The sequence below is a fragment of the Aliinostoc sp. HNIBRCY26 genome, assembly GCF_050235535.1.
Lineage (GTDB): Bacteria > Cyanobacteriota > Cyanobacteriia > Cyanobacteriales > Nostocaceae > Trichormus.
Genome location: NZ_CP189852.1, coordinates 1,526,160 through 1,550,878, shown reverse-complemented (window position 1 = coordinate 1,550,878; position 24,719 = coordinate 1,526,160). Strand labels below are relative to the sequence as shown.

At 40.8% G+C, this 24,719-nt stretch carries 22 protein-coding genes and 1 pseudogene; 14 read left to right on the top strand and 9 right to left on the bottom strand.

Annotated elements, in window-relative coordinates; all coding sequences use genetic code 11:
• Positions 1–61: 61 nt before the first annotated feature.
• Positions 62–1,522, bottom strand: a complete 1,461-nt coding sequence (gene dacB, locus ACQFX9_RS06475) for a D-alanyl-D-alanine carboxypeptidase/D-alanyl-D-alanine endopeptidase (RefSeq protein WP_427161227.1) — start codon at positions 1,520–1,522, stop codon at positions 62–64.
• A gap of 139 nt (positions 1,523–1,661) precedes the next feature.
• Positions 1,662–2,405 carry an ABC transporter ATP-binding protein gene (locus ACQFX9_RS06470; RefSeq protein WP_427161226.1) on the bottom strand — a complete coding sequence of 248 codons (744 nt, stop codon included), beginning with the start codon at positions 2,403–2,405 and terminating at the stop codon, positions 1,662–1,664.
• 180 nt (positions 2,406–2,585) lie between these two features.
• Between ACQFX9_RS06470 and ACQFX9_RS06465 the strand changes: the two genes are divergently transcribed.
• The 8 genes from ACQFX9_RS06465 (at position 2,586) to ACQFX9_RS06430 (ending at position 9,561) form a co-directional block, all read left to right on the top strand.
• Positions 2,586–3,068 carry a GNAT family N-acetyltransferase gene (locus tag ACQFX9_RS06465; protein WP_427161225.1) on the top strand — a complete coding sequence of 161 codons (483 nt, stop codon included), beginning with the start codon at positions 2,586–2,588 and terminating at the stop codon, positions 3,066–3,068.
• Between the two features lie 241 nt (positions 3,069–3,309).
• A complete protein-coding gene (locus ACQFX9_RS06460; protein ID WP_427161224.1) occupies positions 3,310–3,948 on the top strand; it encodes a TetR/AcrR family transcriptional regulator in 639 nt (212 codons plus the stop codon).
• A 345-nt stretch (positions 3,949–4,293) separates the two neighbouring features.
• Positions 4,294–5,469 (top strand): GNAT family N-acetyltransferase, encoded by a 1,176-nt coding sequence (locus ACQFX9_RS06455; protein ID WP_427161223.1) that lies wholly within the window; start codon positions 4,294–4,296, stop codon positions 5,467–5,469.
• Positions 5,470–5,585: 116 nt separating this feature from the next.
• On the top strand, positions 5,586–6,503 hold the full coding sequence (locus ACQFX9_RS06450) for a DMT family transporter (RefSeq protein ID WP_427161222.1): 918 nt from the start codon (positions 5,586–5,588) through the stop codon (positions 6,501–6,503).
• Positions 6,504–7,180: 677 nt separating this feature from the next.
• Entirely contained in the window at positions 7,181–7,885 is a 705-nt protein-coding gene (locus ACQFX9_RS06445) for a choice-of-anchor E domain-containing protein (RefSeq protein ID WP_427161221.1), read from the top strand.
• A 583-nt stretch (positions 7,886–8,468) separates the two neighbouring features.
• On the top strand, positions 8,469–8,678 hold the full coding sequence (locus tag ACQFX9_RS06440; protein WP_103139047.1) for a DUF2997 domain-containing protein: 210 nt from the start codon (positions 8,469–8,471) through the stop codon (positions 8,676–8,678).
• A gap of 38 nt (positions 8,679–8,716) precedes the next feature.
• A complete protein-coding gene (locus tag ACQFX9_RS06435) occupies positions 8,717–9,103 on the top strand; it encodes a DUF1257 domain-containing protein (RefSeq protein WP_103139046.1) in 387 nt (128 codons plus the stop codon).
• On the top strand, positions 9,103–9,561 hold the full coding sequence (locus ACQFX9_RS06430; protein WP_427161220.1) for a ferredoxin: 459 nt from the start codon (positions 9,103–9,105) through the stop codon (positions 9,559–9,561). The genes ACQFX9_RS06435 and ACQFX9_RS06430 overlap by 1 nt, the downstream gene beginning before the upstream one ends.
• Before the next feature lie 194 nt (positions 9,562–9,755).
• Here the strand turns inward: ACQFX9_RS06430 and ACQFX9_RS06425 are convergent, their stop codons facing one another.
• Complete coding sequence (locus ACQFX9_RS06425; RefSeq protein ID WP_427161219.1) at positions 9,756–10,976, bottom strand: hypothetical protein; 1,221 nt, start codon at positions 10,974–10,976, stop codon at positions 9,756–9,758.
• 477 nt (positions 10,977–11,453) lie between these two features.
• Here ACQFX9_RS06425 and ACQFX9_RS06420 point away from each other — a divergent pair, with 477 nt between their 5' ends.
• Together ACQFX9_RS06420 and ACQFX9_RS06415 are read left to right on the top strand one after the other, a co-directional pair.
• Positions 11,454–11,801: a helix-turn-helix domain-containing protein gene (locus ACQFX9_RS06420; RefSeq protein ID WP_427161218.1), complete on the top strand. Its 348-nt coding sequence runs from the start codon at positions 11,454–11,456 to the stop codon at positions 11,799–11,801.
• Between the two features lie 200 nt (positions 11,802–12,001).
• Positions 12,002–12,526, top strand: coding sequence for an IS630 family transposase (locus ACQFX9_RS06415; RefSeq protein WP_427161217.1), 525 nt, complete (start codon positions 12,002–12,004; stop codon positions 12,524–12,526).
• A 229-nt stretch (positions 12,527–12,755) separates the two neighbouring features.
• Here the strand turns inward: ACQFX9_RS06415 and ACQFX9_RS06410 are convergent, their stop codons facing one another.
• From ACQFX9_RS06410 to ACQFX9_RS06400, 3 genes are all read right to left on the bottom strand, one after another.
• On the bottom strand, positions 12,756–14,351 hold the full coding sequence (locus ACQFX9_RS06410) for a DUF4335 domain-containing protein (RefSeq protein ID WP_427161216.1): 1,596 nt from the start codon (positions 14,349–14,351) through the stop codon (positions 12,756–12,758).
• A 21-nt stretch (positions 14,352–14,372) separates the two neighbouring features.
• Positions 14,373–14,978, bottom strand: coding sequence for a DUF3038 domain-containing protein (locus ACQFX9_RS06405; protein ID WP_427161215.1), 606 nt, complete (start codon positions 14,976–14,978; stop codon positions 14,373–14,375).
• A 561-nt stretch (positions 14,979–15,539) separates the two neighbouring features.
• On the bottom strand, positions 15,540–17,963 hold the full coding sequence (locus ACQFX9_RS06400) for an endonuclease MutS2 (RefSeq protein WP_427162814.1): 2,424 nt from the start codon (positions 17,961–17,963) through the stop codon (positions 15,540–15,542).
• A gap of 565 nt (positions 17,964–18,528) precedes the next feature.
• Between ACQFX9_RS06400 and ACQFX9_RS06395 the strand changes: the two genes are divergently transcribed.
• The 3 genes from ACQFX9_RS06395 (at position 18,529) to ACQFX9_RS06385 (ending at position 21,772) form a co-directional block, all read left to right on the top strand.
• Complete coding sequence (locus ACQFX9_RS06395) at positions 18,529–19,692, top strand: GuaB3 family IMP dehydrogenase-related protein (RefSeq protein WP_427161214.1); 1,164 nt, start codon at positions 18,529–18,531, stop codon at positions 19,690–19,692.
• A 478-nt stretch (positions 19,693–20,170) separates the two neighbouring features.
• Complete coding sequence (trxA, locus tag ACQFX9_RS06390; protein ID WP_427161213.1) at positions 20,171–20,506, top strand: thioredoxin; 336 nt, start codon at positions 20,171–20,173, stop codon at positions 20,504–20,506.
• A 195-nt stretch (positions 20,507–20,701) separates the two neighbouring features.
• Positions 20,702–21,772 carry an LOG family protein gene (locus ACQFX9_RS06385; protein WP_427161212.1) on the top strand — a complete coding sequence of 357 codons (1,071 nt, stop codon included), beginning with the start codon at positions 20,702–20,704 and terminating at the stop codon, positions 21,770–21,772.
• Positions 21,773–22,350: 578 nt separating this feature from the next.
• On the opposite strand, the gene ACQFX9_RS06380 is transcribed toward ACQFX9_RS06385, so the two are convergent.
• The 3 genes from ACQFX9_RS06380 to ACQFX9_RS06370 all read right to left on the bottom strand — a co-directional run bounded on the left by ACQFX9_RS06380 (position 22,351) and on the right by ACQFX9_RS06370 (position 24,275).
• Positions 22,351–23,151, bottom strand: a complete 801-nt coding sequence (locus ACQFX9_RS06380) for an ISAzo13-like element transposase-related protein (protein ID WP_427162813.1) — start codon at positions 23,149–23,151, stop codon at positions 22,351–22,353.
• A gap of 214 nt (positions 23,152–23,365) precedes the next feature.
• Entirely contained in the window at positions 23,366–23,539 is a 174-nt protein-coding gene (locus ACQFX9_RS06375) for a transposase (RefSeq protein ID WP_427162812.1), read from the bottom strand.
• The gene (locus ACQFX9_RS06370; RefSeq protein WP_427161211.1) at positions 23,514–24,275 is read right to left on the bottom strand and encodes a transposase family protein; all 762 of its coding nucleotides are present in this window, start codon (positions 24,273–24,275) and stop codon (positions 23,514–23,516) included. The genes ACQFX9_RS06375 and ACQFX9_RS06370 overlap by 26 nt, the downstream gene beginning before the upstream one ends.
• Positions 24,276–24,450: 175 nt before the next feature.
• On the opposite strand from ACQFX9_RS06370, the pseudogene ACQFX9_RS06365 reads away from it, so the two are divergent.
• Positions 24,451–24,680: pseudogene (locus ACQFX9_RS06365) on the top strand (transposase); the annotation flags it as partial.
• Positions 24,681–24,719: the final 39 nt, after the last annotated feature.

The window sequence follows — 24,719 nt, the reverse complement described above, 5'->3', positions numbered from 1 at the left end:
TTAATCATCGATTTTGCGATCGCTTATGCAAATTCAATTGCAGAAAATATCGCCTTTTGTATTAACAACGTTGTAACTGTGTCAACAAGACCACTATTTCGTCAATTCCTTGTCTTAAAACGCTGACAGGTTGCTCAGATTGATTCACAATAATACTAAAAACCATAGATTCATATTGGGGTGGATTCATATATCCTGAGAGCGAAACTGCACCCCTTAATGTGCCGGTTTTAGCTTGCACAATTCCCTCTGCTGGGGTATTACGCAAGCGAGATGCTAAAGTACCACTCTTTCCCGCCACAGGTAAAGATGCGCGATAAGCATTCGCCACTGGACTTTTCGCCATTCCCTGTAGAGTTTGCACCAATGCTTCAGGAGTAATGAGATTTCGTCGTGATAACCCAGAACCATCAACTAATTGATAACCTGTAGGATCAACACCTAATTGCGTCAAACTCTTTTGCAATACTTGCAAGCCTACATCAGCAGTGTTTTGATTTTGCTGCTTGGTTTCTTGCACCGCTAAAGCACGCAACAAGGCTTCTGCATAAAGATTATTACTATTTTGGTTAGTTTCTATGACTAACTCAAATAGAGGTGGTGATTCTATTGATGCTACTTCCTGTTGATTAGTAATACCAGGAGTGACTAAGGTTTGACCCAAAGTAATGTTTTCTGTTGCCAAAGCGGCACGAAAACGCCGCAAAAAGTAATAATCAGGGTCAACTACAGGTAAATCTACTACATAGGGTTCAGAATTAGCAGCTAATTGCCCTTCGATTCGCAAAATTTTACCAGTTAAATCACGAGTAATATTGATGTTACTTGGTTGTGTTTGTGCAACTGTCACAGACCGATTAATTACTAACCATTGTCTTGATTCATTATTATCTTTCCAAATCAGCTGCGGAGTTTCTCCCACAGCTTGGGGTTTTAATTCCAAACCAAAAATATTTTGATTGACAATAAAACTATTAACTGGCGCACCATAATCAGACTGCACATCTTCCCATTGCCAAGTAGGATGAACAATATCCCCTTGGATGTAAGTATTATCAGCAATTAATTTTTGAATTTGAGTGACACCCTTTTGTTTTAGCTGTTGAGCAAGGGTTTGTAATTGAGTCTCACCAAAGCTAGGATCGCCTCTACCGACAAGGGTGAAAACATCATTACCATTTTGATAAATCGATGTGCGGAAACGAAAGTTTGCACCCAATTGTTGTAATGTTGCTGCTGTAGTCAACAATTTAGTATTAGAAGCGGGAATAAAATATTTTTGAGCATCACGACTGTAGAGATTTTCTTCAGATGACAGTGCTTTGATTAGAATTCCCCAACGACTCCGCTTGAATTGGGGTTGATTTACTACTGCATCTATAGCTGTTCCAACTTGAGACGCACATACAGATTTAGGAGTATTTGTTGTTGTTGGTGTTTGTGCTTTGACAGGCTGTAGCATTACACCAAGATGATTACTCACCAACAACAGTAATAAGCTAAGAGTAACTGGTTTAAACATTACAAAAAGGGTGTAGGGGGACAAGGGAGAAGTAATGAGTAATGAGTAATGAGTGCTGTTAGCGGAAGCGCGGCGTTTAGCCGGTGCTGAGTAATAACTAATGACTATTGACTAATGACTATTGACTATTGACTATTAATTAATGCCCTTTTCCTGCACCTAAATATAATTCAGCTACTTTAGGATCAGTTAATAGTTCTTGTCCGGGGCCTGAAATAGCATCCCGTCCAGATTCTAAAACATAACCACGATGAGCCATTTCTAAAGCTTTACGAGCATTTTGCTCAACTAAGACTATCGCTGTGCCAGTCTGATTAATTTGCTTGATTTGTTCAAATACTTGCGTGACTAAAATCGGTGATAAAGCGGCGGAAGGTTCATCTAGCACTAATAGACTGGGTTCTAACATCAAAGCTTTACCCATTGCTAACATCTGGCGTTCGCCTCCTGACAGTGTACCAGCACGTTGACGACGGCGATCGCTTAATTTAGGAAACATCCCAAATATTCGATCTTTTAGGGGGGTGAGAGCATCATTGCGGATAAAAGCCCCCATTTCCAAATTTTCCTCTACACTCAAAGACGGAAAAACATTAGCAATTTGGGGTACATAGCACATTCCCCGACGCACAATTTGATTTGATTTAAGTCCAGCAATATTCTCGCCTTTAAAAGTGATTTTTCCTGTATGCGGTGTCAACAAGCCAAAAATTGTCTTGGCTAAGGTTGATTTACCCGCACCGTTAGGGCCTATTACCGTCACTAATTCTCCTGGTTCAACCCGAAAATTCACACCCTGGAGGATATCAACATCTTTGATGTATCCAGCATGAACATTCTGCACTTCTAAAAGCAAAGATGAATTATGAGTTGAACCTGACATATAAAACCTTACACTGAGATTAAATATAGAGACTTTCAATTTAAAAGATATACTATCACTTTGATCACAAGGGGCAGGTACAGGGAGCTGATGCCTTTGGCAAAGCGTCACCAACGCAACTAAAATTTCTATTGAGTCTGTCAGCAGTATTCAATCACCTTGCTTGCAATTCTAAAACCAATGACTGCCCCAGAAATATACGTGCGATCTGCACAGGAAACAGACGCATGGACACTGAGTGCTATCCACATTGCGGCAATCAAAGCCTTGCCTGCAACTTTTTACACTCGTAAAGAACTTTTGGCTTGGCGTAATTACCTCGATAAACCCGATAATTCCATTATTTTCAAGTATTGGAAATTAGATACTATCAAAGTGGCAACCGAAAATGAAATTATCACAGGATTTGCCAGCTTTACAGCCAATGAACTCATTAGTTTATACGTTCATCCTCATTATCAAAGGCGAGGATTCGGACGCATTTTAGTAGAACATTTTTGCTCAGAGGCATTTGAGCAAGGTTTTTACAACGTCATTACAACGGCTAGTCTTTACGCTGAAGGTTTTTATTTGCGTTTAGGATTTATGCCTATTAAACGAGTACCTCATTACTTAGGAAGCGGCTTAGTAGTACCGGTAATTGAGATGCAGAAGGAATTTTGAATTACCTTGAATACAGCATGATTCATGTACGGAAATTATGAGCGGAGAGTTGTAATTAGAGATTATTGCTTTGAAAGTTGTTAAAAATTAAGCTAGTTATGCAATTTTACCGTGGTTTTGTGTTTAAGATAGCAGTTAAGGTTATGATGAAAATATTAAATAAAGCATTTAATTTGAATTTTTGAAAATCTTTTTCAATTGTATTTGGAATGACTTTATCTCAATTTAAAACTATTTTTCCATGAATCTTATAATGCCAGCAACCCATAAACATCCCGTAATGATCAAAACTGTTCGTTCTTCTGCTCTTACCCGCACACGACTAATAGAAGCCGCTTCCCAGGTATTTGCCAGTTTAGGTGTTCAAGGTGCAACTACCCGTGAAATAGCTCGTGTCGCTGGTGTAAATGAAGTAACTTTATTTCGACACTTTACTAGCAAAGAACAACTGTTAAAAGCCGTCATTGAAAATGCTATAGCAGTACAAACTGAAGCCCTAGCTAACCCAGAAGCATGGACACAAGATTTAAAAACCGATTTATATAATTATGCTCAGTTGTATCATGCTATGCTCAAAGCACAAGAAGATTTAATTCGGACTTTTATTGGCGAAGCTAAACGTCATCCAGAAGCAGCCAAACAAGTAATAGAAGAGGCGGCTAGGCCTTTGGGCGAAAAACTGATTGCATATTTGCAATCATGCCAAAAACGGGGAACTGTCAGACCAGAAATTAATCCAGAAGCCGTCGTAGATATGTTTAGAGGAATGTTGCTGGCGGCAATGTTGTGTCATGATGTCAAACTCCAGCCCCACAGCTACACCAACAAAGAATATATTGCCACTTGTGTGGATGTTTTTGTGAGAGGAATTAGGATATAGGGCATAGGGAATGGGGCATGGGGCATAGGATACGATTAATTTAATGTTTATAGGAAAAAGTTAGGTTGAAACCCGGACTTGCGTCCAAGAAATCCTTGTTTCCCTTAACTTAGCCCCTCGTAGAGAAGAGAAGTTCATTGCATTCGCAAAGCGGGACGTTAGTCCATTGCGAATTGCGTAGCTTGCTTCCCGCGATAGCGGGTATTGCGAATTGCGAATTGCGAATTGTTTCCCATACCCAATTCCCAAATTATACTCACCCAATCGGGTGATTCTGTCGGGTGAAGCTTGCACAAATAAGCAATTGTAGTATGATTGTCATCTGTGCTACTAAGGGTAGAGGCAATGACACCTCAATTTCAGTACACTAAAGCCCGGTCAGAGGATATGCAGCAGCTAGGGCATATCATGGAACAGTGTTTTATCATGTCAACCGGCGACAGTGGAGTTTATACCAATCTTGTTGGTCTAGATAACTTACGGGTGATTTATCGTGATCAACAAGTTGCTGGTGGATTGGTAATTTACCGGATGGGTCAGTGGTGGGGTGGCCAGTGTGTACCAATGGGAGGAGTAGCAGCAGTAGGTATTGCTCCAGAATACCGTGGTGATGGAGCTGCGATCGCCCTCATTAAAAATGCCCTTTGGGAAATGCACTCCCAGGAAATACCAATTTCTGTTCTCTACCCAGCAACACAACGTCTATACCGCAAAGCTGGGTATGAACAAGCAGGTAGTTACTGCATTTGGGAAATCCCCAGTCAAAGTATTCAAATTCGGGAACAGCCTTTACCAATACAGCCCGTAGACTCGAAAAATCACGATATATTCCAAAATCTAAATCAGCAACAAGGAAAACTAACTCCAGGTTATTTAGATAGACATCCCGCACTTTGGCAACTGTTACTGCATACAGAAGTATCGGAAACTCTCTACAGTTATGTGATTGGTGACAAAAATCAACCTCAAGGCTATGTCATCTTTACTCAAGAACGTACCAAAGATAGTTCAATACTGCGTGTGAGAGATTGGGTAGTTCTTTCCCATCAAGCTGCACTTAGCTTTTGGTCATTTATCGCCAACCATCGTTCCCAAATCGACAATATACGCTGGAAAAGTAGTATAACTGACTCTTTAACGTTACTTTTACCAGAGCAAACTGCCAAAATTTGCCACAGCGATCGCTGGATGTTAAGAATAGTTGATATATGCCGAGCCTTAGCAGTACGGGGTTATCCTGCTGGAGTGGAAGCAGAATTACATCTAGAAGTGCAGGACAACTTACTAACTGCTAACCAAGGTAAATTTATCCTATCTGTTGCTAACGGACGGGGTGAAGTAACCAAAGGCGGTAAAGGCGACTTCCAGCTAGACATCCAATCCCTAGCACCCTTATATTCCGGTCTATTCACACCCTATCAATTGCAGCTAGCCGGAAAACTAGATGCAACCCCCACAGCACTTTCTACAGCTACACAAATATTTGCCAGTCCATCCCCCTGGATGATGGATTTCTTTTAACTGTTGACTGTTGTACAGGCGGATTTAAGCGCAATATCTGTTTCTAATCGTAAATATCTAAAACCCGCCCCTACTGACTGTTGACTATTGACTATTGACTAATAACTAATAAACTTATGCACCAAAGTTCTGGTCGCTGGCGTTTAGGGCTGGCGTTATCTTTGCTGACTGTTTTTTTATGGGGAATACTACCTATCGCCCTCAAGGTAGTATTACAAAAATTAGATGTTTACACAGTTATTTGGTTTCGCTTTTTAATATCCTTCGTTTTACTTGCTGTGTACTTAGGAATTCGCGGTCAATTGCCAAAGTTAAGACAATTGAATGCTAACTCTGGCAAACTATTAGCGATCGCTACTCTGATGTTAGCGGCTAATTACTTTTTCTTTATGCACGGTTTAGCCTTAACATCTCCCGCTAACGCAGAAGTGATTATTCAACTAGCCACATTACTATTAGGCTTTGGTGGTTTAATCGTCTTTCAAGAAAGATACAATTTGCAGCAATGGTTGGGTGTCAGTGTTTTAACTTTAGGCTATATATTATTCTTCCGCGCCCAACTCACTAATTTAATTACTCCTTCTAACACCTATATTTTTGGTAGTGCTTTAGTAGTTTTAGGCGCAGTAGTCTGGGCAATTTATGCCTTAGCTCAAAAACAATTATTACAATCACTATCTTCCGCCAATATTATGTTAGTGATTTACGGCGGATGTGCTTTACTATTTACTCCGTTTGCCCAAATAGAAAAAATTCTAACTCTCAGCAGTTTTCATTTAATGATTTTGCTGTTTTGTGGTCTTAACACCCTCATTGCTTACGGCTCTTTTGCGGAATCTTTGGAACATTGGGAAGCCTCAAGAGTTAGTGCTGTTTTAGCTTTAGCACCAATTTTTACTCTGATTTCTGTAGAAGTTACTTCCCTCATAGCACCTAATTTAATTCCTCCAGAACGACTGACTATTTTAGGGCTATGTGGTGCTTGTTTAGTAGTAGCTGGTTCAGTGGCGATCGCTTTAAAAAAATCTCAGTGAGCAAGTAGAACAAGGTAAATAATTAAAGATTTTTAGTCTAACCTTTCACTTCTCTACGAGAGGTTGCACCATGCACCAAACGGGGAAGCAAGCGACACGTAGCGTCTTGCACCAAATAAATGATGTAGAGACGTTGCATACAAGTCTCTACAGACCAATAAGGTTCAGTTAAGGAGGAGAGAGTTAATTTCTCAATTTTTGCTCTGCCTATTAGACAATGAGCAAGATTTGGGGGATTCTCCCCCAAGCCCCCGATTGGGGGACGGTTGCGTCCCCCAAACCCCCTCCAAAATCATTTTTTCGTTTTTTGTTGAGTGATCATTTGCTGGCTTGGTTGAAATTTATTTTTCTTCTCTGAACCGTATTGGTCTACAGACAAGTCTACGTATATCTAAGTAGGACAGGAGAATTCTTCAGTAAATTTGAGTAATTTTACTGTTGATAAAAACTGATGAAACCTGGATTAATGATGTGACTATGGAATACTGTAGACTTGGTTGCTTTAAACTTAATACAAATTCACATAAATCCTGAGAAAAGTGGATTTTTCATCCCAATTCCTAATCAAAGCTTCATAAAAAGTTAAGTAAATTTCTCAACCCTATTAGCCTAAGTTCAACGTTAGAAATAGGTGAGAAATCTTGTTAGCGATCGTTATTTTCAGAAGATTATCACCCATGACAACAACACTGTTTAAGACTATTGGTGCTGCTACAACTTTAGCGGCTATCGCTTTAACTGCTGGTTCTGCTAATGCTGCATCTCTTAGCTACACCAGTGCAACTAGCCTTCAAGCTACAAATATTACCAATGCACCTTTGAGTATCCAAAAATTCGATTCAGCTCTTGGTACACTCAACAGCGTAACTTTGAAATTTACTGGCGATCTGCAAGGACTGGCGAGATTTGAAAACCTTAGTCCTAGCCCTGCCACTGTAACAGTAAATCTGGGGGGTCAACTAGGTTTGAAACTAGGTAGTCAATCTTTGCTTAGTCTCAATCCCACACAATCTTATAACTACGAAGTTAGTAGTTTTGATAACAATTTGAATTTCGATGGTACTTCTGGTAAGACTGTTGACGGATTGATGGCTTCAGGAACAAGCACTCAAAGTTTTACTAATAACTCTTTGTTACAAGCATTTACTGGTACTGGTAATATAGACTTATCCTTCTCTGCTTTGGCTTCTTCAACAGTCATTGGTTCTGGTAATTTTATCTCCCAAATTCAAACTTTTGCTAAAGCAGGAGTTGAAGTCGTTTACAATTACGATCCTGTTAAGTCTGTACCCGAACCCTCTGCTGCATTAGGATTTGGTCTATTTGCAGGTATTGGTCTGTTATCTCAACGCAAAAAAATCCGTCTGAAAGCATCTAACTAATGGAACGTTTTGAGTTATTTCTACTCTACTGATTAACTGGGATCACGGTGAATCGAACACTAGAAAGCAGTGCTATTAGCAGTAGCACAACTAACAAAATCAATTTAAAAAAACCTGGGTTGTAGAAAATAAACCTGGGTTTTTTATTTTGACCTCTATCCAGCACGATCGCACATCCGATAACGAGATTTTTAATAGTATATTCAAATACATACTTACGTAGTTAATTTATTGATAAGAATGATAATGATAAAATTTTTCAATAAATTTGATAGTTCTTTTGCTGTGATCCCTCGCTATACTACCGCTAGCAAGCATTTGGGAGCGATCGCAACTTAATGCTACAAACTCTGTTTTTACCTTGACTAATTAAATAGGTTAAGAGAGACTAACTAATGACGGATGTGTAGACTTATAAGAATAATAACTTTTGTAAACTTTCTGAGATATTTATTTTGAGAGATGGAACATTAGTTAAAAAATGGCTAGTTTGTCCTTAAAGTAACAATGTTCCTTGGGCTGTATATATAGCCTGCTGTTCAAGCAGTAAAATTCAAGCGTATTGTTGTGGTTGGCCAAGAGCATGGAGACATTAGAGTTCATCATCTATCCAGACGGTCGGGTACAAGAAAAAGTCACTGGCATTGTGGGATCTTCTTGCGCTGAAGTTACAGCAGCGATAGAGGCGCAGCTAGGACAAGTGCTGACTCAAGAGCCAACCTCAGAATATTTCGCCGCTAATGTGCAGGAATCTGGTATGGCGAATACGCAGAATACTTACAGCGATTGGTAAGTTTTCCCATAGTTTAGTGTCATTGATTTACAACCACCATGTCACACTTTAGCCAAATTAAAACTCAAATCCGTAACCTAGAATCCTTAAAAGATGCTCTCACCGATTTGGGCATAGACTGGAAACCAGGCCCCAGAGAAGTACGTGGATATCGCGGCCAAACCCATCCTGCGGAAATCACCATTGAGCAGGAAAATGGCTATGATATCGGCTTTAGATGGAATGGCAAAGAATACGAACTGGTCGCTGACTTACAATATTGGCAACAAAATCTCTCTGTAGATGGTTTCTTGCGCCAAGTCACCCAGCGTTATGCTTATCAAACAGTCGTACAAGAAACAGCGCGCGTTGGCTTTCAGGTAGCTGAACAGCAAAAAAATGCAGATGGTTCGATTCGCTTAGTTGTACAACGCTGGAGTGCGTAATGGATGATTTTCTGCCGTCACCGGAACCACAAGAAAATCGTTCCGGTTTCGAGCCAGAACTCGGCGGTTTTTTACGGGATGCGCCAGAACGTTCTGGATTAGAGCCGGAATTGGGCGGTATGGTGCGCCAAAAGGGTGTTTACGTTGATGAAATCACCTGCATTGGCTGTAAGCACTGCGCTCACGTAGCACGGAATACCTTTTACATTGAACCAGATTATGGGCGATCGCGGGCTATTCGCCAAGACGGGGACGCGGAGGAAGTTATTCAAGAAGCAATCGATACTTGTCCGGTTGATTGTATTCATTGGGTTGACTACACGGAACTCAGAAAATTAGAAGAAGATCGCAAATATCAGGTCATTCCCGTAGTTGGTTATCCGGTAGATCATGCAGTTGCTACATCGCAAAAGCGGCAGAAAAAACAAAAGTTAAAATTCAAAAAATCCCGTCCTTAAGATCATAATTTTAATTACAAAACAAAAGGACTAGTTTTCATTTGACTAGTCCTTTTCTATTTTGAATATATTAGGGACTTCCAGAAAATAAATTATCCAATTTTTGCAAGAAGACATCGCGATTTTCCCCCTGCTCCCTGTCCCCTGCTCCTATCCCTACGCAGTGATAGTATACCTTTTAAATTGGAAGTCCCTTAGTTCAACAAACCCCCAAAAAATTTAGAGACTTGTCCTAATAGATTCACATCCTGCGGCTCACCCAAAAATTGCTTGAGATGACATCTTAAAATATCAACATATTCCTTCATGGGTTTATCTTGGTTTTTCAATTCATTATTTTTAAACGCGTCGAGTTTTAGCAGAGCCTTTTTAGCTGCATTGAGTTTATCAGCGTTAGTAGTAGATTGACTATGAGAAATCATTTCCAAAATACTATTTGTGATAGTAAAGGAATCATGAAATTTTTGCATTTCCTGCTGTCGCCTACCTGCTTCTCCTTTTTTCATCATTTCAGTAATAGAACCAGCTGCTAAAGCACCAATTGCTACTACCGCAGCTGCACCACCAAGAGTCCCGCCAAGACGAACCACATCTTTAGAACTACCAATTGCACCCGCAATACCAGAGACAATTCCCGCAGTAGCTGCTCCCGCAGCTAATCCAGCCGCAGTACCACCCAAAGCGGAAGCAGTCGCCACTCTTGTTGCTGATTCTTTGAGCCAATTCCTTACTTCTTGTGCTTGTAGGAGATGATTTTTAGTCACAACCTGAGACAGAAAGTCATCTTTATTGAGTTGAGTTTCTTCACTCATCAACTTATCTCTAATAGAGCGATATCTTCTCTCCCGCACAAGACTTTCTATGTGTAATATATCTAAAGTTTGTTGTAAGTAATGAAGAATCACGATGTCAATACTAGTTAATATTGCATCTTTCATGGTTCTTCGGGGATCAGACATCCATTCCTGTAGTGAGAAAACTTCAGCTTTAGTTATATCCAAAGCCCACATTAAATAACCAATTTCTAATTCTGTGTTAAAGGTTTGGAGATCCTTGGCTAGTTTGCTTTCAGAAGTTTCTAACTCTAGTTTTGCTCTACTAACCAAGTCTCCCTTTTCACGGGTTTGACGGGCATCATCACGAGAATTAGATGCTAGTGAGGTTAATAATCCTATACCGGCTCCGGCTAGACTGGCATACTGCACACCTTGCTTGAGTTCCATGTATACTCCGCTAGCTCCAATAAAACCAGCGATCGCAAATGGCAAAAGATGTTTATTCAAGATAAACTTATTGGGTTGTTGACTTTTGTGTACAGCAATATCAAATAAGTCTTGAGCATTATTTCTCTGCATTTGAGAATCATAAGCTTTATTTTCCAGCAAGGTAATTAAATCTCTTTGTTGTTTATCCATAAGAATCTATGTATCTTATTGAAGATTGCGCCCAAATTCCCATTACCAGAAGCTTGTTTATCTAAGCTGATACCCAAAACAAATCCCGTGTCTTGTTTGGAATTATCAAGAACTTTATAAATGTCAAGCCTATTGTATAGATTTATTTTTACGTATATCTACTAGCCTGTGTAAAGAAAATATCAAGATATGATATGTTTTCGGCAAATTCAGTAAATATCCTTGATATTCAACCGAATTTGGCACTCAAATAGTGAACTTAACTATAGGAATCCACTTTGATTCCTGAAATTATTTGCGAAGGGAACAGGGAACGCAGATGTAGCTTGCTTCCCAGAGGGTAAGCCGATAGACGCGGATAAAATAGATTTTTTAATCAATACCGTTGCCACGTCTGTAAGGTGCGTCAGTATAAATAATACCAATTCACGAAAACTATGATACAGATAGATAAGGAATAAATATTAACGAGTAAAGATGGCTGGAGTCACCAAAGTAAAAATAAGAGAGTCAGTAGAAGAATTGCATGAGTTGCTGAGAGAACAAAAAACAGCATCAAGTCATGAGAGGATACAAGCTTTGTATTTGCTGAAAATAGGACAGGTGAAAACAATACAAGATGTGGCGGAGGTAGTAGGAAGGGCAAGGGTAACAGTACAAAGATGGTTAAAAAATTATCAAGAGTCGGGAATCAAGGGTCTATTAACAACTCTAAAGAGTCCAGGGAGACCAGCAATAATTAGCTTACAAGTAAGAGAGCAGCTAGACAAAGAGCTTCAAGAATCGGAGGGATTCAAAAGTTATGAGGAAATACGAACATGGTGAAAAGCAGTAGAAGGGATAGAAGCATCATATAAAGTAGTACATGATACAGTGCGCTATCAAATGAAAGCAAAGCTAAAAGTGCCGCGAGCAGTAGGTATTAAATACGATAGCGAAGCAGAATCAGAATTTAAAAAAAACTGCCAAAATACCTAGAAGTAATAAAAAACCACGTCATAGCACCAGTAGATAGACAAAAAACAATGAGATATTGGTGTGGGGACGAAAGCCGTGTGGGGTTGAAGACGGAAGCAGGCAGACTAATTACTAAAAAAGGAGTCAAGCCCATCGGGATTATGCAATGGAAGCGGGATAATTTTTACTTATATGGATTAGTAGAACCCTTAACTGGAGAGTATTTTATCTGGGAATTCTCTCATTTAAATACAGCCTGTTTCAATATTTTTTTAGAAAAATTTTCCCAGACTTATGCTCAAGATATTCATATTCTTCAGTTAGACAATGGGGCTTTTCATTTAAGTCAGCATCTGAAAATACCAGAAAACATAGTTTTGTTATTTCAACCTCCACATACACCTCAAGTTAATCCAATAGAGAGATTGTGGGAGGAAGTTAAAAGACATTTAACTTGGGAAAGCTTCCCAAGTTTAGATGAATTAAGAGAATTTATCTGGAACAGGTTGGAACAATTAAACACATCAGTTGTTGCTTCTATCACAGGTTGGGATTTTATTCTTGATGCTTTATTTGTATCAGGCTTTTCGTGAATTGGTATAACCTCTTGGTATAGTTAGGTTTTCTCGCACTGACGCACCCTACAGTTTAGATATTTTTTATCTGGAAGTCCCTAAAAAGGCTTATCGATATAATTCTGCTGTGTATTGATAAACGCAATTAAAACTGGTGCAATAGTTTTTGCACCAGTTCAACTGCCAAATTTTAGATTTTAAATTTTGGTTCATAGAATTGAATCCAAAATCTAAAATTGTTTGGCTATCATTCCGACTCAGGAAAAGTCTGCACCTTACCATCTGGACTGAGAACAACTCGAATTCTCATATTCTTGCCGTAGCGATTGGCAGAAACAAATGGTTCACCAATAGCAGGCATACCTACCAAATCAAAGTTTTCTCTAGCTGCTTTGCCTAATGGGTCAATCCGTTCAATCGAGCCATCCACACCCACCATCACGCTATACTCTAGAGTTTGATCAAAACCTGTTGGTGGTTGCCAACGTTTTTTCAGAAAATCCCTAGCTTCTGCTACTTGGGGTGTGTCAAATAGAGTGCTGTTGCTGTTAACCGAAACTTCCGTGGATTTGGGTCTATTTGCTTCACCTCTTAATCTTCTAGCCAGGGAATTTGTATCAGCCTCATCAGCAGAAGTGGTTCTAGAGGAAGTGATTCCAGCTTGAGACTGTTGGACAGTTGTTGGTGAATATAGTCGCGGAATGGTGCTAGGAATGGGATTTGGTAAAGTAGCCAAGGGTGGCGGTACGGGAGCAGGTGGAGTAGAAGCAAGTCTAGGCGGTAAATCCCGCTTGAGAGGAATCCCCAATTCATTTGAGTTCCTAGCGATGGAAGGATTAGACTGAATTGTCAGTTGATCTGGGATGTTCAGCGAGGGATTACTAGAACCTGATGGAATTTGAATTGGGGATGAGCTTGTAGTCTGTTTTTCAGCAACGGCATTTGGTGCTAAAGCAGTATTGGCATTTGTGTTTGGGAGATTCGCACCAGGGGAAGGCAGGCTGTTAATAGGCAGACTGTTAGTTTCAGGTAATGGAGGCGTAGAAGCCAGAGGTAGAGATGATGAAGTGTTCGGGACAAGTGTAGTTTGAGGTGCGGGGAAATTAGGTGCAGGTGGGGTTTGTAGTGCAATTTGTGTATCTGGAGAATCTGCGGTTTTGGCTGTTTGCGTTGGCTTTGTTCGCAGATTGCTGGCATATTGCCAAGTCAAAGGCGTTAAACCAATAGCGATGACAAACATAGCCGCCACAGTTACCCAGGTGGGGAAGCGTACTACTGAACTACCTTGGTTGAGTATAGGTAGTGCCAAGACATCGGCAGTATATTCATCTAAAGCATTAGCTAAATCGAAAAGTTGTAAAAGACTCAGAGGAATAACAGCACCAGATGTTTGATTAGCCAGAGAACCGAGATATAAATTGTGAGTTAAATAATTGGTAGATTCTAAGTAGATTTTTGACCCTGGAATTGGGGATGTAGAATTATTTGATGTTTTGGCTAATAAAGGTTCTGGTGAGAAATCTGTTAACTCTGTGTCATCTGATACTTGAGTGGAATCTTGAAGACCAGAAAAACTGAAGCAAAAGCTTTCCGGCGACTGCTGAAGAAGTTCTTGTACGTAAGTAGTAACAGCATCACATAACGCTTCTAGTTGGTCGCGATCGCCTCTGATTGGCACGCGCCGTTCTTCTGGCAAGGCCGGATCATCAAAACGTAACTCAAAGGTTAACTGCTTAAGTACAGGTTTCCCCATCCAACGAGATAAAGGAGAACTTTGCGCTAATACTTCTAGAGTGCAAGTAGGAGGTGTGTAGCGACGAATGACAGAATTTGATAGAGGCATGGCAGGACAAACGAGATGTTTTCAAATTTTTGCGGAACGGTCTATGAGTGCTAACCAGAGACGGCGATGTCCACCAGGTGCGCTGTAAAACAGCAAATCGATTAGCAGTTTGAGTGCCAAGTTGGTAAGTAGATCCGTTGAGATTTGCTCATCCTCTTCCATGCGTTCTTGGTAAACGTTACAGAAAGCATCAATGTAATCCCCCAGTAAAGCAACCTGATGAGGTTCTCGATTTTTTGCCGCCATTTGTTCTAGTAGTCCAACACCACGGCGAATCAATTCTTGGTGCTGTTTGGCAAGATGACAAATAATCAGAACTAGCGATCGCGCTTCTTCCACATCTAGTTTTTTTCGCCCTCCTTGACCTTTGCGTATGGGATTCGACTGTCGCAGTCGCCATAAAGCTACGCGATCTGGCACTCTTGACTCCAAATTCAAATCAAGTGCGGCTGAGAGCATCGCCTCAGAACCAATACCAGTTAAGGTTTCTAGTGCCATCAGCACCAAATCTAACTGGGTTTTAATGTTTTCCCATTGCACAACATTGGGATTGGGAAGTTTAGTTAAGTCCTCCCACTGAGAATTGGGAGTGGCTGAATCAGCGGCCGAGTGCATAACTTTTAGCATAGGTGATCAGGCTGATAGGGGCTGTTGCTGTTACCCATTTTGAAACCAGACTGTTACGAATGAAAGTTGGTTTCTGATCAAGGTAGGGGCATAAACAGGGGGCATGGGGCAGGGGGCATGGGGAGGGAAATAATGTCTTTGACCCTATACACCCCCCTATACTCCTACACCCTTACACCCCAATACCCCTATAAACAGCAATTGTCACTGTCTTACTCTACAAGATGAATTTTTATTTTCAACAGTGTAGAAGGTAGATTTTGTTTGTCAGATTTACCTGCTTAATCCGTTATTTCAGTACAAAAGTATAAATAAAGATAAATGAAGATATTGAATTAATTTCATCCTAAATTGTTCAAGACTTAGCATCATCAATCCATCAATAATCTAAAGATGAAAAATTATCATCTAATACTTGTGATGTTTATTGCTGAAAAATTATTTAATGGGGACTGGGGATTGGGCATGGGGAATTGGGCAAACAGGGCATCAGACATTAAAATCAAATCTCCCTTGTCTCCCAGTCCCCAATCCCCAGTCCCCAACCCCCAACCCCCTGCCTCACCCAATATAAGCGACAGTCACCCCACTACCACCATCAGCTTGTTCTGCTGCTTCAAAGCGGCTGACTCTGGGATGTTGTTGTAAAAAGGTATGGACACCTTGGCGTAATTTACCAGTGCCGTGACCGTGAATAACCCAAATTTGACCTTGAGCTTCAGAAATTGCCTTATCTAGAATTATTTCTGCATCTGCTACCCGTTTACCTCGTATATCGACGGTGTTTTGGGAGGTGCGAATGGCTGGGGCGGCTTGGGGTGGTGGGGTAACTGTGGTGGGACTGGGTTTTGGTTTAGCAATGGGTTCAGGTTTTTGACCATCAAGCGATTCGATATCTTGTAGCTTGACAGTCATTTTCATGATGCCAAAGCGGACGCTGAATTCCCCATCATCGTTAGGTGCAGTTAACACTTCTGCTGTTTGCCCAAATTGAGACAACCGGACGCGATCGCCTACTTTGGGCATAAAGCCAATTTTCGGTTTAGGCGGTGGTGCTGGTTGATACTTTTGGGCGATTTGATTGATCGCACTAGTTGCTTGTTGGGCATCTTGGGCTGTGGCTGTACCCTGTTGCAAGCGGCGAATTACCTTAGCAATTTCTCCTTTAGCTTGAGTAATTGCTTGCTGTACAGCGACTTCTTGAGAAGCCCGTAAAGACTGTTCTCTCTCTTGCAAGGCGGCAGCTTTGGCGGAGACTTCTTTATACAAACGTTCGGCTTGCTGTAGGAGTTTTTGAGCTTCTGCGGCTTTGGTTTCTTGGCTACGGCGTTGGGCTTCTAACCCTGCAATCACTTGATTCACCTCATCTGTAGCCTCTCCCACTTGAGTTTTTGCCTGTTCTACCACCTCTGGTTTCAAACCCAAACGCAAAGCGATCGCCAAAGCATTTGAACGTCCAGGAATCCCCCACAATAGGCGATAGGTAGGCGATAAAGTCGTCTCATTAAACTCTACGGAAGCATTTTCAAACCGCGCGTCTTCATACTTTAAGGCTTTCAATTCCCCGAAGTGAGTTGTAGCAATTGTCAACTGGGCATGATCAGCCAAATATTGTAAAAGTGCGATCGCTAAGGCACTCCCTTCGGCCGGATCTGTCCCCGCACCGACTTCGTCAAGTAAAACGAGGGATTGGGGATTGGGGATTGGGGATTGGGGATTATCTGTCGCCTCTTCCCCAGTCTCTAGTGCTAAAGCATTTAAAATGCGGCTAATCCGGCGAATGTGGCCTGAGAATGTAGATAAACTTTGCTGTAGGGATTGTTCATCACCTATATCCGCCAATATTTGGTCAAACCAAGGGATTTCTACTGGTTCACGGGCTGGCACAAATAAACCCACTTTGGCCATTAATGCTGCCAATCCTAGCGTCTTTAGAGTGACTGTTTTACCTCCGGTGTTCGGCCCTGTAATTGTCACTACTTTGATATGTGGGCTGATTAATAAATCAACGGGAATTACTGCATGACCTTGTTCATGTTGTTGCTGCCAAACTAAAAGGGGATGGCGTAATTGTCTTAAGGTAATAATTTCCTGTTGTTCTCTGTCTACAAATCTGGGGGGGTTAGCTTGTAACCATAAACTGTATCTAGCTCTAGCGGTTGCCAAATCTAAGGTTGTGACAATTGCCAATAATCTTTCCAAATCGGGCTTAACTGCCGCTACTTGTTCTGTTAATGCCCGTCGAATAGCTTCTTCTTCTGCTTGTTCTCTTCTGAGTGTTTGCCGCAATTGGTTGCCCATCGGCACAATTGAATTCGGTTCAATATACAGAGTTGCGCCACTAGTTGAGGTGTCATGAACAATACCAGGAATAGCATCTTTTTGTGGTGCTTTCACGGGGATAACAAAGCGATCGCCCCGTTGGGTAATAATTTGTTCCTGGACTGCCCCTGATTTTACTTGGAGGATATTTTGGAGCTTTTGGGTAATTTGACTGCGTAATCTCCGCAATTCCGTGCGGATTTCGCCGATTTTGACGCTAGCGCGGTCAGTTACTTGTCCTCGTTCGTCAATACAACGGTGAATTTCTTGCTCTAATTCAGGATAAGTCCGTAATTCAGCGACTATTTCTTTTAATATGAGTAAATCTTCTTGGTTATCAATAACACGCCGTAAATTTCTCGCCCCTGCCAAAGTAGTAGCGATCGCCAACAATTCATCCCCAGCCAAAATCCCTTGGAGTTCAGCCCGTTCTAGGGAATCACCAATATCTTGAACTCCGTCAAAGGATAATCCTGTAGTGACGCGACTTTCTAGCTGATAGACTTCTTGAGTTTGTGCTAATAAATCCTCACTTGCTGCTTGAGACGCAGGAATTTGAAGACGCAAAGACGCGATCGCCCCTAACTTAGTAGCGGCAAATGTGGAGAGGTGCTGGCATAAACGATGCCATTCCAGTAATTCTAAAGTTTCAGATTGGATCAAGGCTGCAACATCAAATCTGACAAACATTGTAACAATTCTAGTTGAATTCAGGGATCGGGGACTGGGGATTGGGGACTGGGGACTGGGGATAAAGGCAAAAGGCAAAAGGCAAAAGGTAAAAGTAAAAACAAAGGAAAAGATTCTTTTGCCTTTTTACTTTTTACTTTAGACATCTCCGAAAAAGAATCTCAAACCCTTATGCTGTCTAGAGTAAAACCTCATTTCTGGAGATGTCTTTTTTACTTTTTACTTTTTCTGTGACTGGGGATTGGAGAAAGCAGGGGAGTTAGGGGAAGGAAAAATGGTAGTTTTTTTCCTTCCCCTAACTTTATCAGTGTGTGGATTCTGGACTGGATTCAATATAAAATCCGTTTTGGAAAGTTCTGTTTGGAGGAAACCTCTGTACCCTTTGGGAAGCAAGCTACAGACTTTCCGCAAAATCTAAAATTCCAATCCCCAATCCCCAATCCCTAATCCCCAATCCCTAATCCCTAATAAAAAAACGCTGCAATTTATCTCACAATTTGATACCCTAGCTAGAACAGATTTTAGAAAAGTTAACAGCGTGGAAATTCAACTTGGGCGGGGGAAGACAGCTCGTAGAGCCTACGGCATTGATGAAATTGCTTTAGTCCCTGGTAACAGAACACTAGATCCGAGTTTAGCCGATACTCGGTGGAAAATTGGTAATATCGAACGAGAAATTCCCATTATTGCCAGTGCAATGGATGGTGTAGTTGATGTGGGTATGGCTGTCAAGTTATCACAGCTTGGGGCATTGGGTGTTCTCAATTTAGAGGGTATCCAAACTCGCTATCTTGACCCAAATCCTATTTTGGATCGGATTGCATCAGTCGGCAAAGATGAATTTGTTTCCTTAATGCAAGAACTGTATGCCGAGCCAATTAAGCCAGAATTAATTGAAAAACGTATTCAGGAAATTAAAGCACAAGGTGGCATTGCTGCTGTCAGTGCAACTCCAGCAGGTGCGAGCAAGTACGGTGAAGTAGTGGCAAAAGCTGGAGCAGATTTATTTTTTATCCAAGCTACAGTGGTTTCCACGGCTCACTTATCACCAGAGTCCATCACACCCCTAGACTTAGCTGAATTTTGCCGTTCTATGCCCATTCCTGTGGTGTTGGGGAACTGTGTCACCTATGAAGTTACTTTAGATTTAATCAAGGCTGGAGCCGCAGCTGTGTTAGTGGGAATAGGCCCTGGTGCGGCTTGTACCTCCCGTGGGGTCTTGGGTGTGGGTATACCCCAAGCAACTGCGATCGCTGATTGTGCTGCTGCTCGTGATGAATACTTTGCCGCCACAGGTAAATATGTCCCCATCATTGCCGATGGTGGTCTAATCACTGGGGGCGATATCTGTAAATGTATTGCCTGTGGTGCTGATGGTGTCATGATTGGTTCTCCCTTTGCTAGAGCCGCAGAAGCCCCAGGAAGAGGCTATCACTGGGGTATGGCGACTCCCAGCCCTGTATTACCCCGTGGAACACGAATTCGCGTCGGTACAACTGGTTCTTTAGCCCAAATTCTCACCGGCCCCGCAGGTCTAGATGATGGTACTCATAATCTTTTGGGTGCTTTAAAAACTAGTATGGGAACTTTAGGGGCAAAAGATATCAAAGAAATGCAGCAAGTTGAAGTTGTAATTGCTCCTTCTTTGTTAACCGAAGGTAAGGTTTATCAAAAAGCCCAACAATTAGGTATGGGTAAGTAATAGGGAATGGGGAATAGGAAATGGGGAATAGGGAATAGAAAAAAGCTTGAGAAGTCTTGGTTTTTAATCAAGAAATCCATCATGATTGTAAAATCATAGAGAAATTCATCATTTCTTAAACCCCTACACCCCTAAACCCTTAAACCCCTACACCCCTAAACCCCCACACCTAATAAATACCTAATCCTTAATGGATAAATACTTGAAATCCTTCAGGAATTTTTTCCAGAGTCTCAAACATTCACTGGAAAAATCCCATCTGTCGCCTACAATAGAGATAGCGGAGACGCATGTTTCCGTTCACTCCTCACACCACACTCCGCCCGGACTACTGTTCGGGCGGTTCCTTTTGTCCGGAAATTTATGAATAAATTCTGGACTTCTTTGTAAATGTACATCCATATATTTCTGGTCGATGTTTTTGCTATGGTAGAATTTTCACGAAAGTCAGAAATATAATTGGCAAAGGTTTTTAGGCATGTCAGCAGCCGCACAAGTTACAGATTCTACTTTTAAGCAAGAGGTACTCGATAGCGATGTACCTGTTTTAGTCGATTTTTGGGCCCCTTGGTGTGGCCCTTGCAGAATGGTAGCTCCTGTTGTCGATGAAATCGCAGCTCAGTACGAAGGTCAACTGAAAGTTGTAAAAGTCAACACGGATGAAAATCCTCAAGTTGCTAGCCAATACGGTATCCGCAGTATCCCCACTTTGATGATATTTAAAGGTGGACAAAAGGTTGATATGGTAGTCGGTGCAGTACCTAAAACTACCTTATCTAATACCTTGGATAAGCATCTGGGCCAAACTCGGTAGTCTACCCTTGTTAGAAGAGCATTTGGAGTCAACTACCCACACTAACCTATGGGTAAAGTGTGGGCATCTAATTTGATGAATGGCGATCGCCTGAATAAGTCAACTTCATAGCCAGAATTCAAGACTATCTTCAGCAGTTAATACATTGATCACCAAAATTAGGTAAAATGTAATGCCATTGTGTTGGCAGTTCTCATGGCTTCATCTGCGTCGTTTGACACATTCGAGTCTCTCCAAGCGGATATCGCTGGATTAATTGATCGCTTACCGAGTCTAAAACATCGGCAATTCATTCAGCAGGCTTTAGGTACGATTATTCGCCTAGCTGATAGTGATATTGACCGCCTCGATTGGAAGATATTGTCTGCTGCTCTAGCTGATATGGAGCAAGGCTTTCAACTATTTTATGACTATCGACACGTCCGCAAGGTGACTATTTTTGGGTCAGCGCGACTAGCACCAGAAACCCCAGAGTACCAAATGGCACTGCAATTTGGACGCGCCGTCACCAAGTTAGGTTTTATGGTCATGACAGGCGGTGGTGGTGGAATTATGCAGGCTGGTCATGAAGGTGCGGGGCGAGAAAATTCTTTTGGTTTAAATATTCAGTTACCCTTTGAACAGCAAGCCAACCCCATCATTGAGGGCGATCCGAAACTCATTCACTTTAAATATTTCTTCACTCGTAAGTTATTTCTGCTCAAAGAAAGTGATGCTGTAGCCTTATTTCCTGGTGGCTTCGGTACTCAAGATGAAGCCTTCGAGTGCATGACATTGAGTCAAACGGGTAAATTCGGCCCTGTACCCTTAGTTTTAATAGACCATCCTGGTGGTGATTATTGGCAATCTTGGAGTCAATACATCAATGAGCATTTAGTAAAACAAGGTCTAGTCAGTCCTGAAGATCCGAGCCTTTATACTGTCACTGATAACTTAGAAGTGGCTTGTGAGGCTATTACCCGTTTTTATCAGGTTTATCACTCTAGTCGCTATGTAGGCGATTTATTAGTCATTCGTTTGATGCAAGAACTATCGGATGCAGAGGTAGGTCAGTTAAATGAGCAATTTAGCGACATCATTGTCAAAGGGAAAATAGAAAAGAGTCAGGCTTTACCCCAAGAAAGCCAAGACGAAACCATTGATTTACCACGCATAGTTTTATACTTTAATCAACGGGATTTAGGACGTTTATACCAAATGATTGCGGCAATTAATCAGATGGGTATTCCTACCGCTAAAGAGCAATTACATCCAGAAAAAAAATGAAGTTGCGCCAAATAGATAAATGATGTAGAGACGTTGTATGCAACGTCTCTACAGTAATATGCTAGGCAAACTACATCAAGAAACGGTATCAGTTAGTCATGCGATCGCTACATGAAATATCACTATTTGAGATGATCTTTTGGTCAATTTCACTCCAGATGCTACCAAAGGTTGTCTTGCTTGGTAATTGGCTCATACCAATTCGCAATGGACTAACGTCCCGCTACGCTAACGCAATGGACTAACGTCCCGCTACGCTAACGCAATTAAAAAACTTAGATGTAGCAAAGCTTCAGGGTTTATGTCTGTATCAAGTTTTCGTGAATTGGTATCAACTGATTGTGTCATCAAAAAACTGTTGGGAAAGGGACTTCCAAGAAATAAATTACTCAGCAAAAATCATAATTTGACATCTATAAGAGAATAAGAATCATTCTGAGGGGGTGAGAGGTGGTTGCCACCTCTCACCCCCTCAGAACACAGAAAGAAAAGTCTGCACTCTGTCAATTATCTCAGGTGCATTATCATAATTAATATTGATGTTTTCTAGCTGAAAGCTTTAAAAATAGTGAGAGAAATTAAGTGCTGCCACAACAAATATCAACAAACCATTTACCTAAATTGGGAAACTTTTCATCTGTGGAGTTAGTCAGGCGTTCTATTTGTGCTTCAATAGCAGACATAGCTTTATTATTAAGCTTAATTCCTGTTTCATAAGTTTGGGTTATTAGCTTAACTACAACAGGAGGTTTGCCTTTCCATGTCATATTTTCGGCAAATTTTAAGGCGGTTTCAACACGAGCTTTGGCATCAAGGCTTAAACGTAAAATACTTTCGTCATCTACAGCCGATTGATTAACTATTGCTAATTGCTCGAAGATTGCATCAGTTTCTGGAATTTTTTTTTGAGGAAGCACTTTTGCCACTCGCTTGAGACGATAACCCAAATAATTTAATTTGACGTGGATTGTTTCTTCAGTTGGTAACTGTTCATTGCTATAGCCAAACTTCTCAATTAATAGCTTCCTTACTTTGCTTGCTGTTAGGCGTGTATATAATCTCTGGCTTTTAAAACTTGGGTCAGTTTGACTTTGGGCATCAACTAATTTTTTGATATCTTCTAACAAGGAAGGTAAATGTTCTTCTGCTTTCCAGCGACCCCTAGCTGAATAATTATCAAAACAAGTAATCTCAGTGGTTAATTCTTTAATCCCTTTACGAATAGTTTTTCTATCCCATCCCAATTCTTTTTGAGCTATGAGTTGTCCTCCATAGCCTAATTCCATAACAGTCTGCGCTTGAAAACGTCTTCTGGCTGCACCTTTCAATTGAGTGGCTGTTTCCTTGAGCAAACTTTTCAATGAGTCAGTTAATTCAATTGACACTCCAACACACCCCAAAACTCGAACCATATATTAGACTTGTCTACGAAAGATAAAACGTGAGTAATAAAAGCGTCTGAGGACTAAATAGTACAATATTACTACTTGACGCATGGAACGAAAAAATCAGGTTTTGGGGGTTAAAAAACCAAAAATCTCAAAAGTTTAGGGAAACATAGCGTTGAAAACAAAAAATGCAAGCGCGTATAACTCAAATATTATGACTGAGTATTTTGTCCGAATTGAGATGCAACCTCACCAAACCACATACTGTCATAATTACTTGGCGATAACGATGTCTTGCTAAACGAAATCTATCGCTAGCAACGCGAAAAGTTTTCACTCGACATATCAGATGTTCAACACCAATACGTGCTGATGATATCTGTTGATTTTCCTCTTTTCGAGTAGGGGAAAGTTCGGCTTTTTTTTGGCTTCTTATGAGGTGTGGTAATCAGTGCTTCTCCAATATAAGCTTTATCACCTAAAAATCTTTGCGTTTCATCTAGCTGACTGCGATGCTCCCGAAATAATGAAATATCACTTATCTTCCCTAGTTGTCCAATACAAATATCCACAATATCTCGACCACCAGGCAGCACGATAAACTGATTTTTAATGGTGTGTATCTTTTTCTTGCCTGAGTAATACTTTTTTTGCTCTTGATAGTCTCCTGGTCTTTCTATAGCTTGTTCTGCGCTATCTACAATTAATTCATGTTCACTTAAGATTTTGCATAGTTCTTGATATTTTTTACTATCGGTTTTCACTTCTTCTACTTGGGATGCAGGTAAAATTTCTCGCAGAATTACCACCCAGTAATTAAATGTATTATTCGCTTTACTTCTCGCAACGTTGAACAACAATCCCAGAATTTCAAATGTGGGTTTTTGTCTCAGGTATACTGAGCACAGACATATCCCTTCTTTGACTGTCATTTCTGCTTTACGTCCTCCACCAGCAGCAATTAAACGAATCTTGTTTTTTTGCATTAGAGCTTGTTTCTCTATATGCCTTTTTTCTGCTAATATTACTAATGATGTAAAATCCTCATACTTAATCCCAATCAATCGTTTGGATTCTTGTGGGTGTGACTCTATTCTTTCTAAAGGACTTGTCATTTTGTTTGCGTAAATTTACTTGGATATGCTTATCCTCTCACTAAATTTCTTTTAAAGATAGGTCTATTAATTCACTACAAAGGGAAGTCACAGTAGCCATCGGCTGCCATGACTTCCTCCCCACTATAATGATTATCATTCTTATGATTTGGGGATTTTATTTCTTGGAAGTCCCTTAGATAAATTCCTGGAATGGACTCAAGCAGCTTATAAATTATTCCCCAAAAGTTGCCGAACTATCAGTAGATAGATGAGATTCTGGCTTATTTTGCTCACCGAACTACTCAAGGTATCGTAGAAGGAATTAATCAGAAGATTAAGCTCATTAAACGCAGGGCTTAAGGCTTAACTAACTTTAATAGCTTTAGAAGAAGGGTTTTACTAAATTGGTATTTCTGTTGTTAATTTAACATATCTAGTCTGGGAGAGCCAAAGAAATTTGTA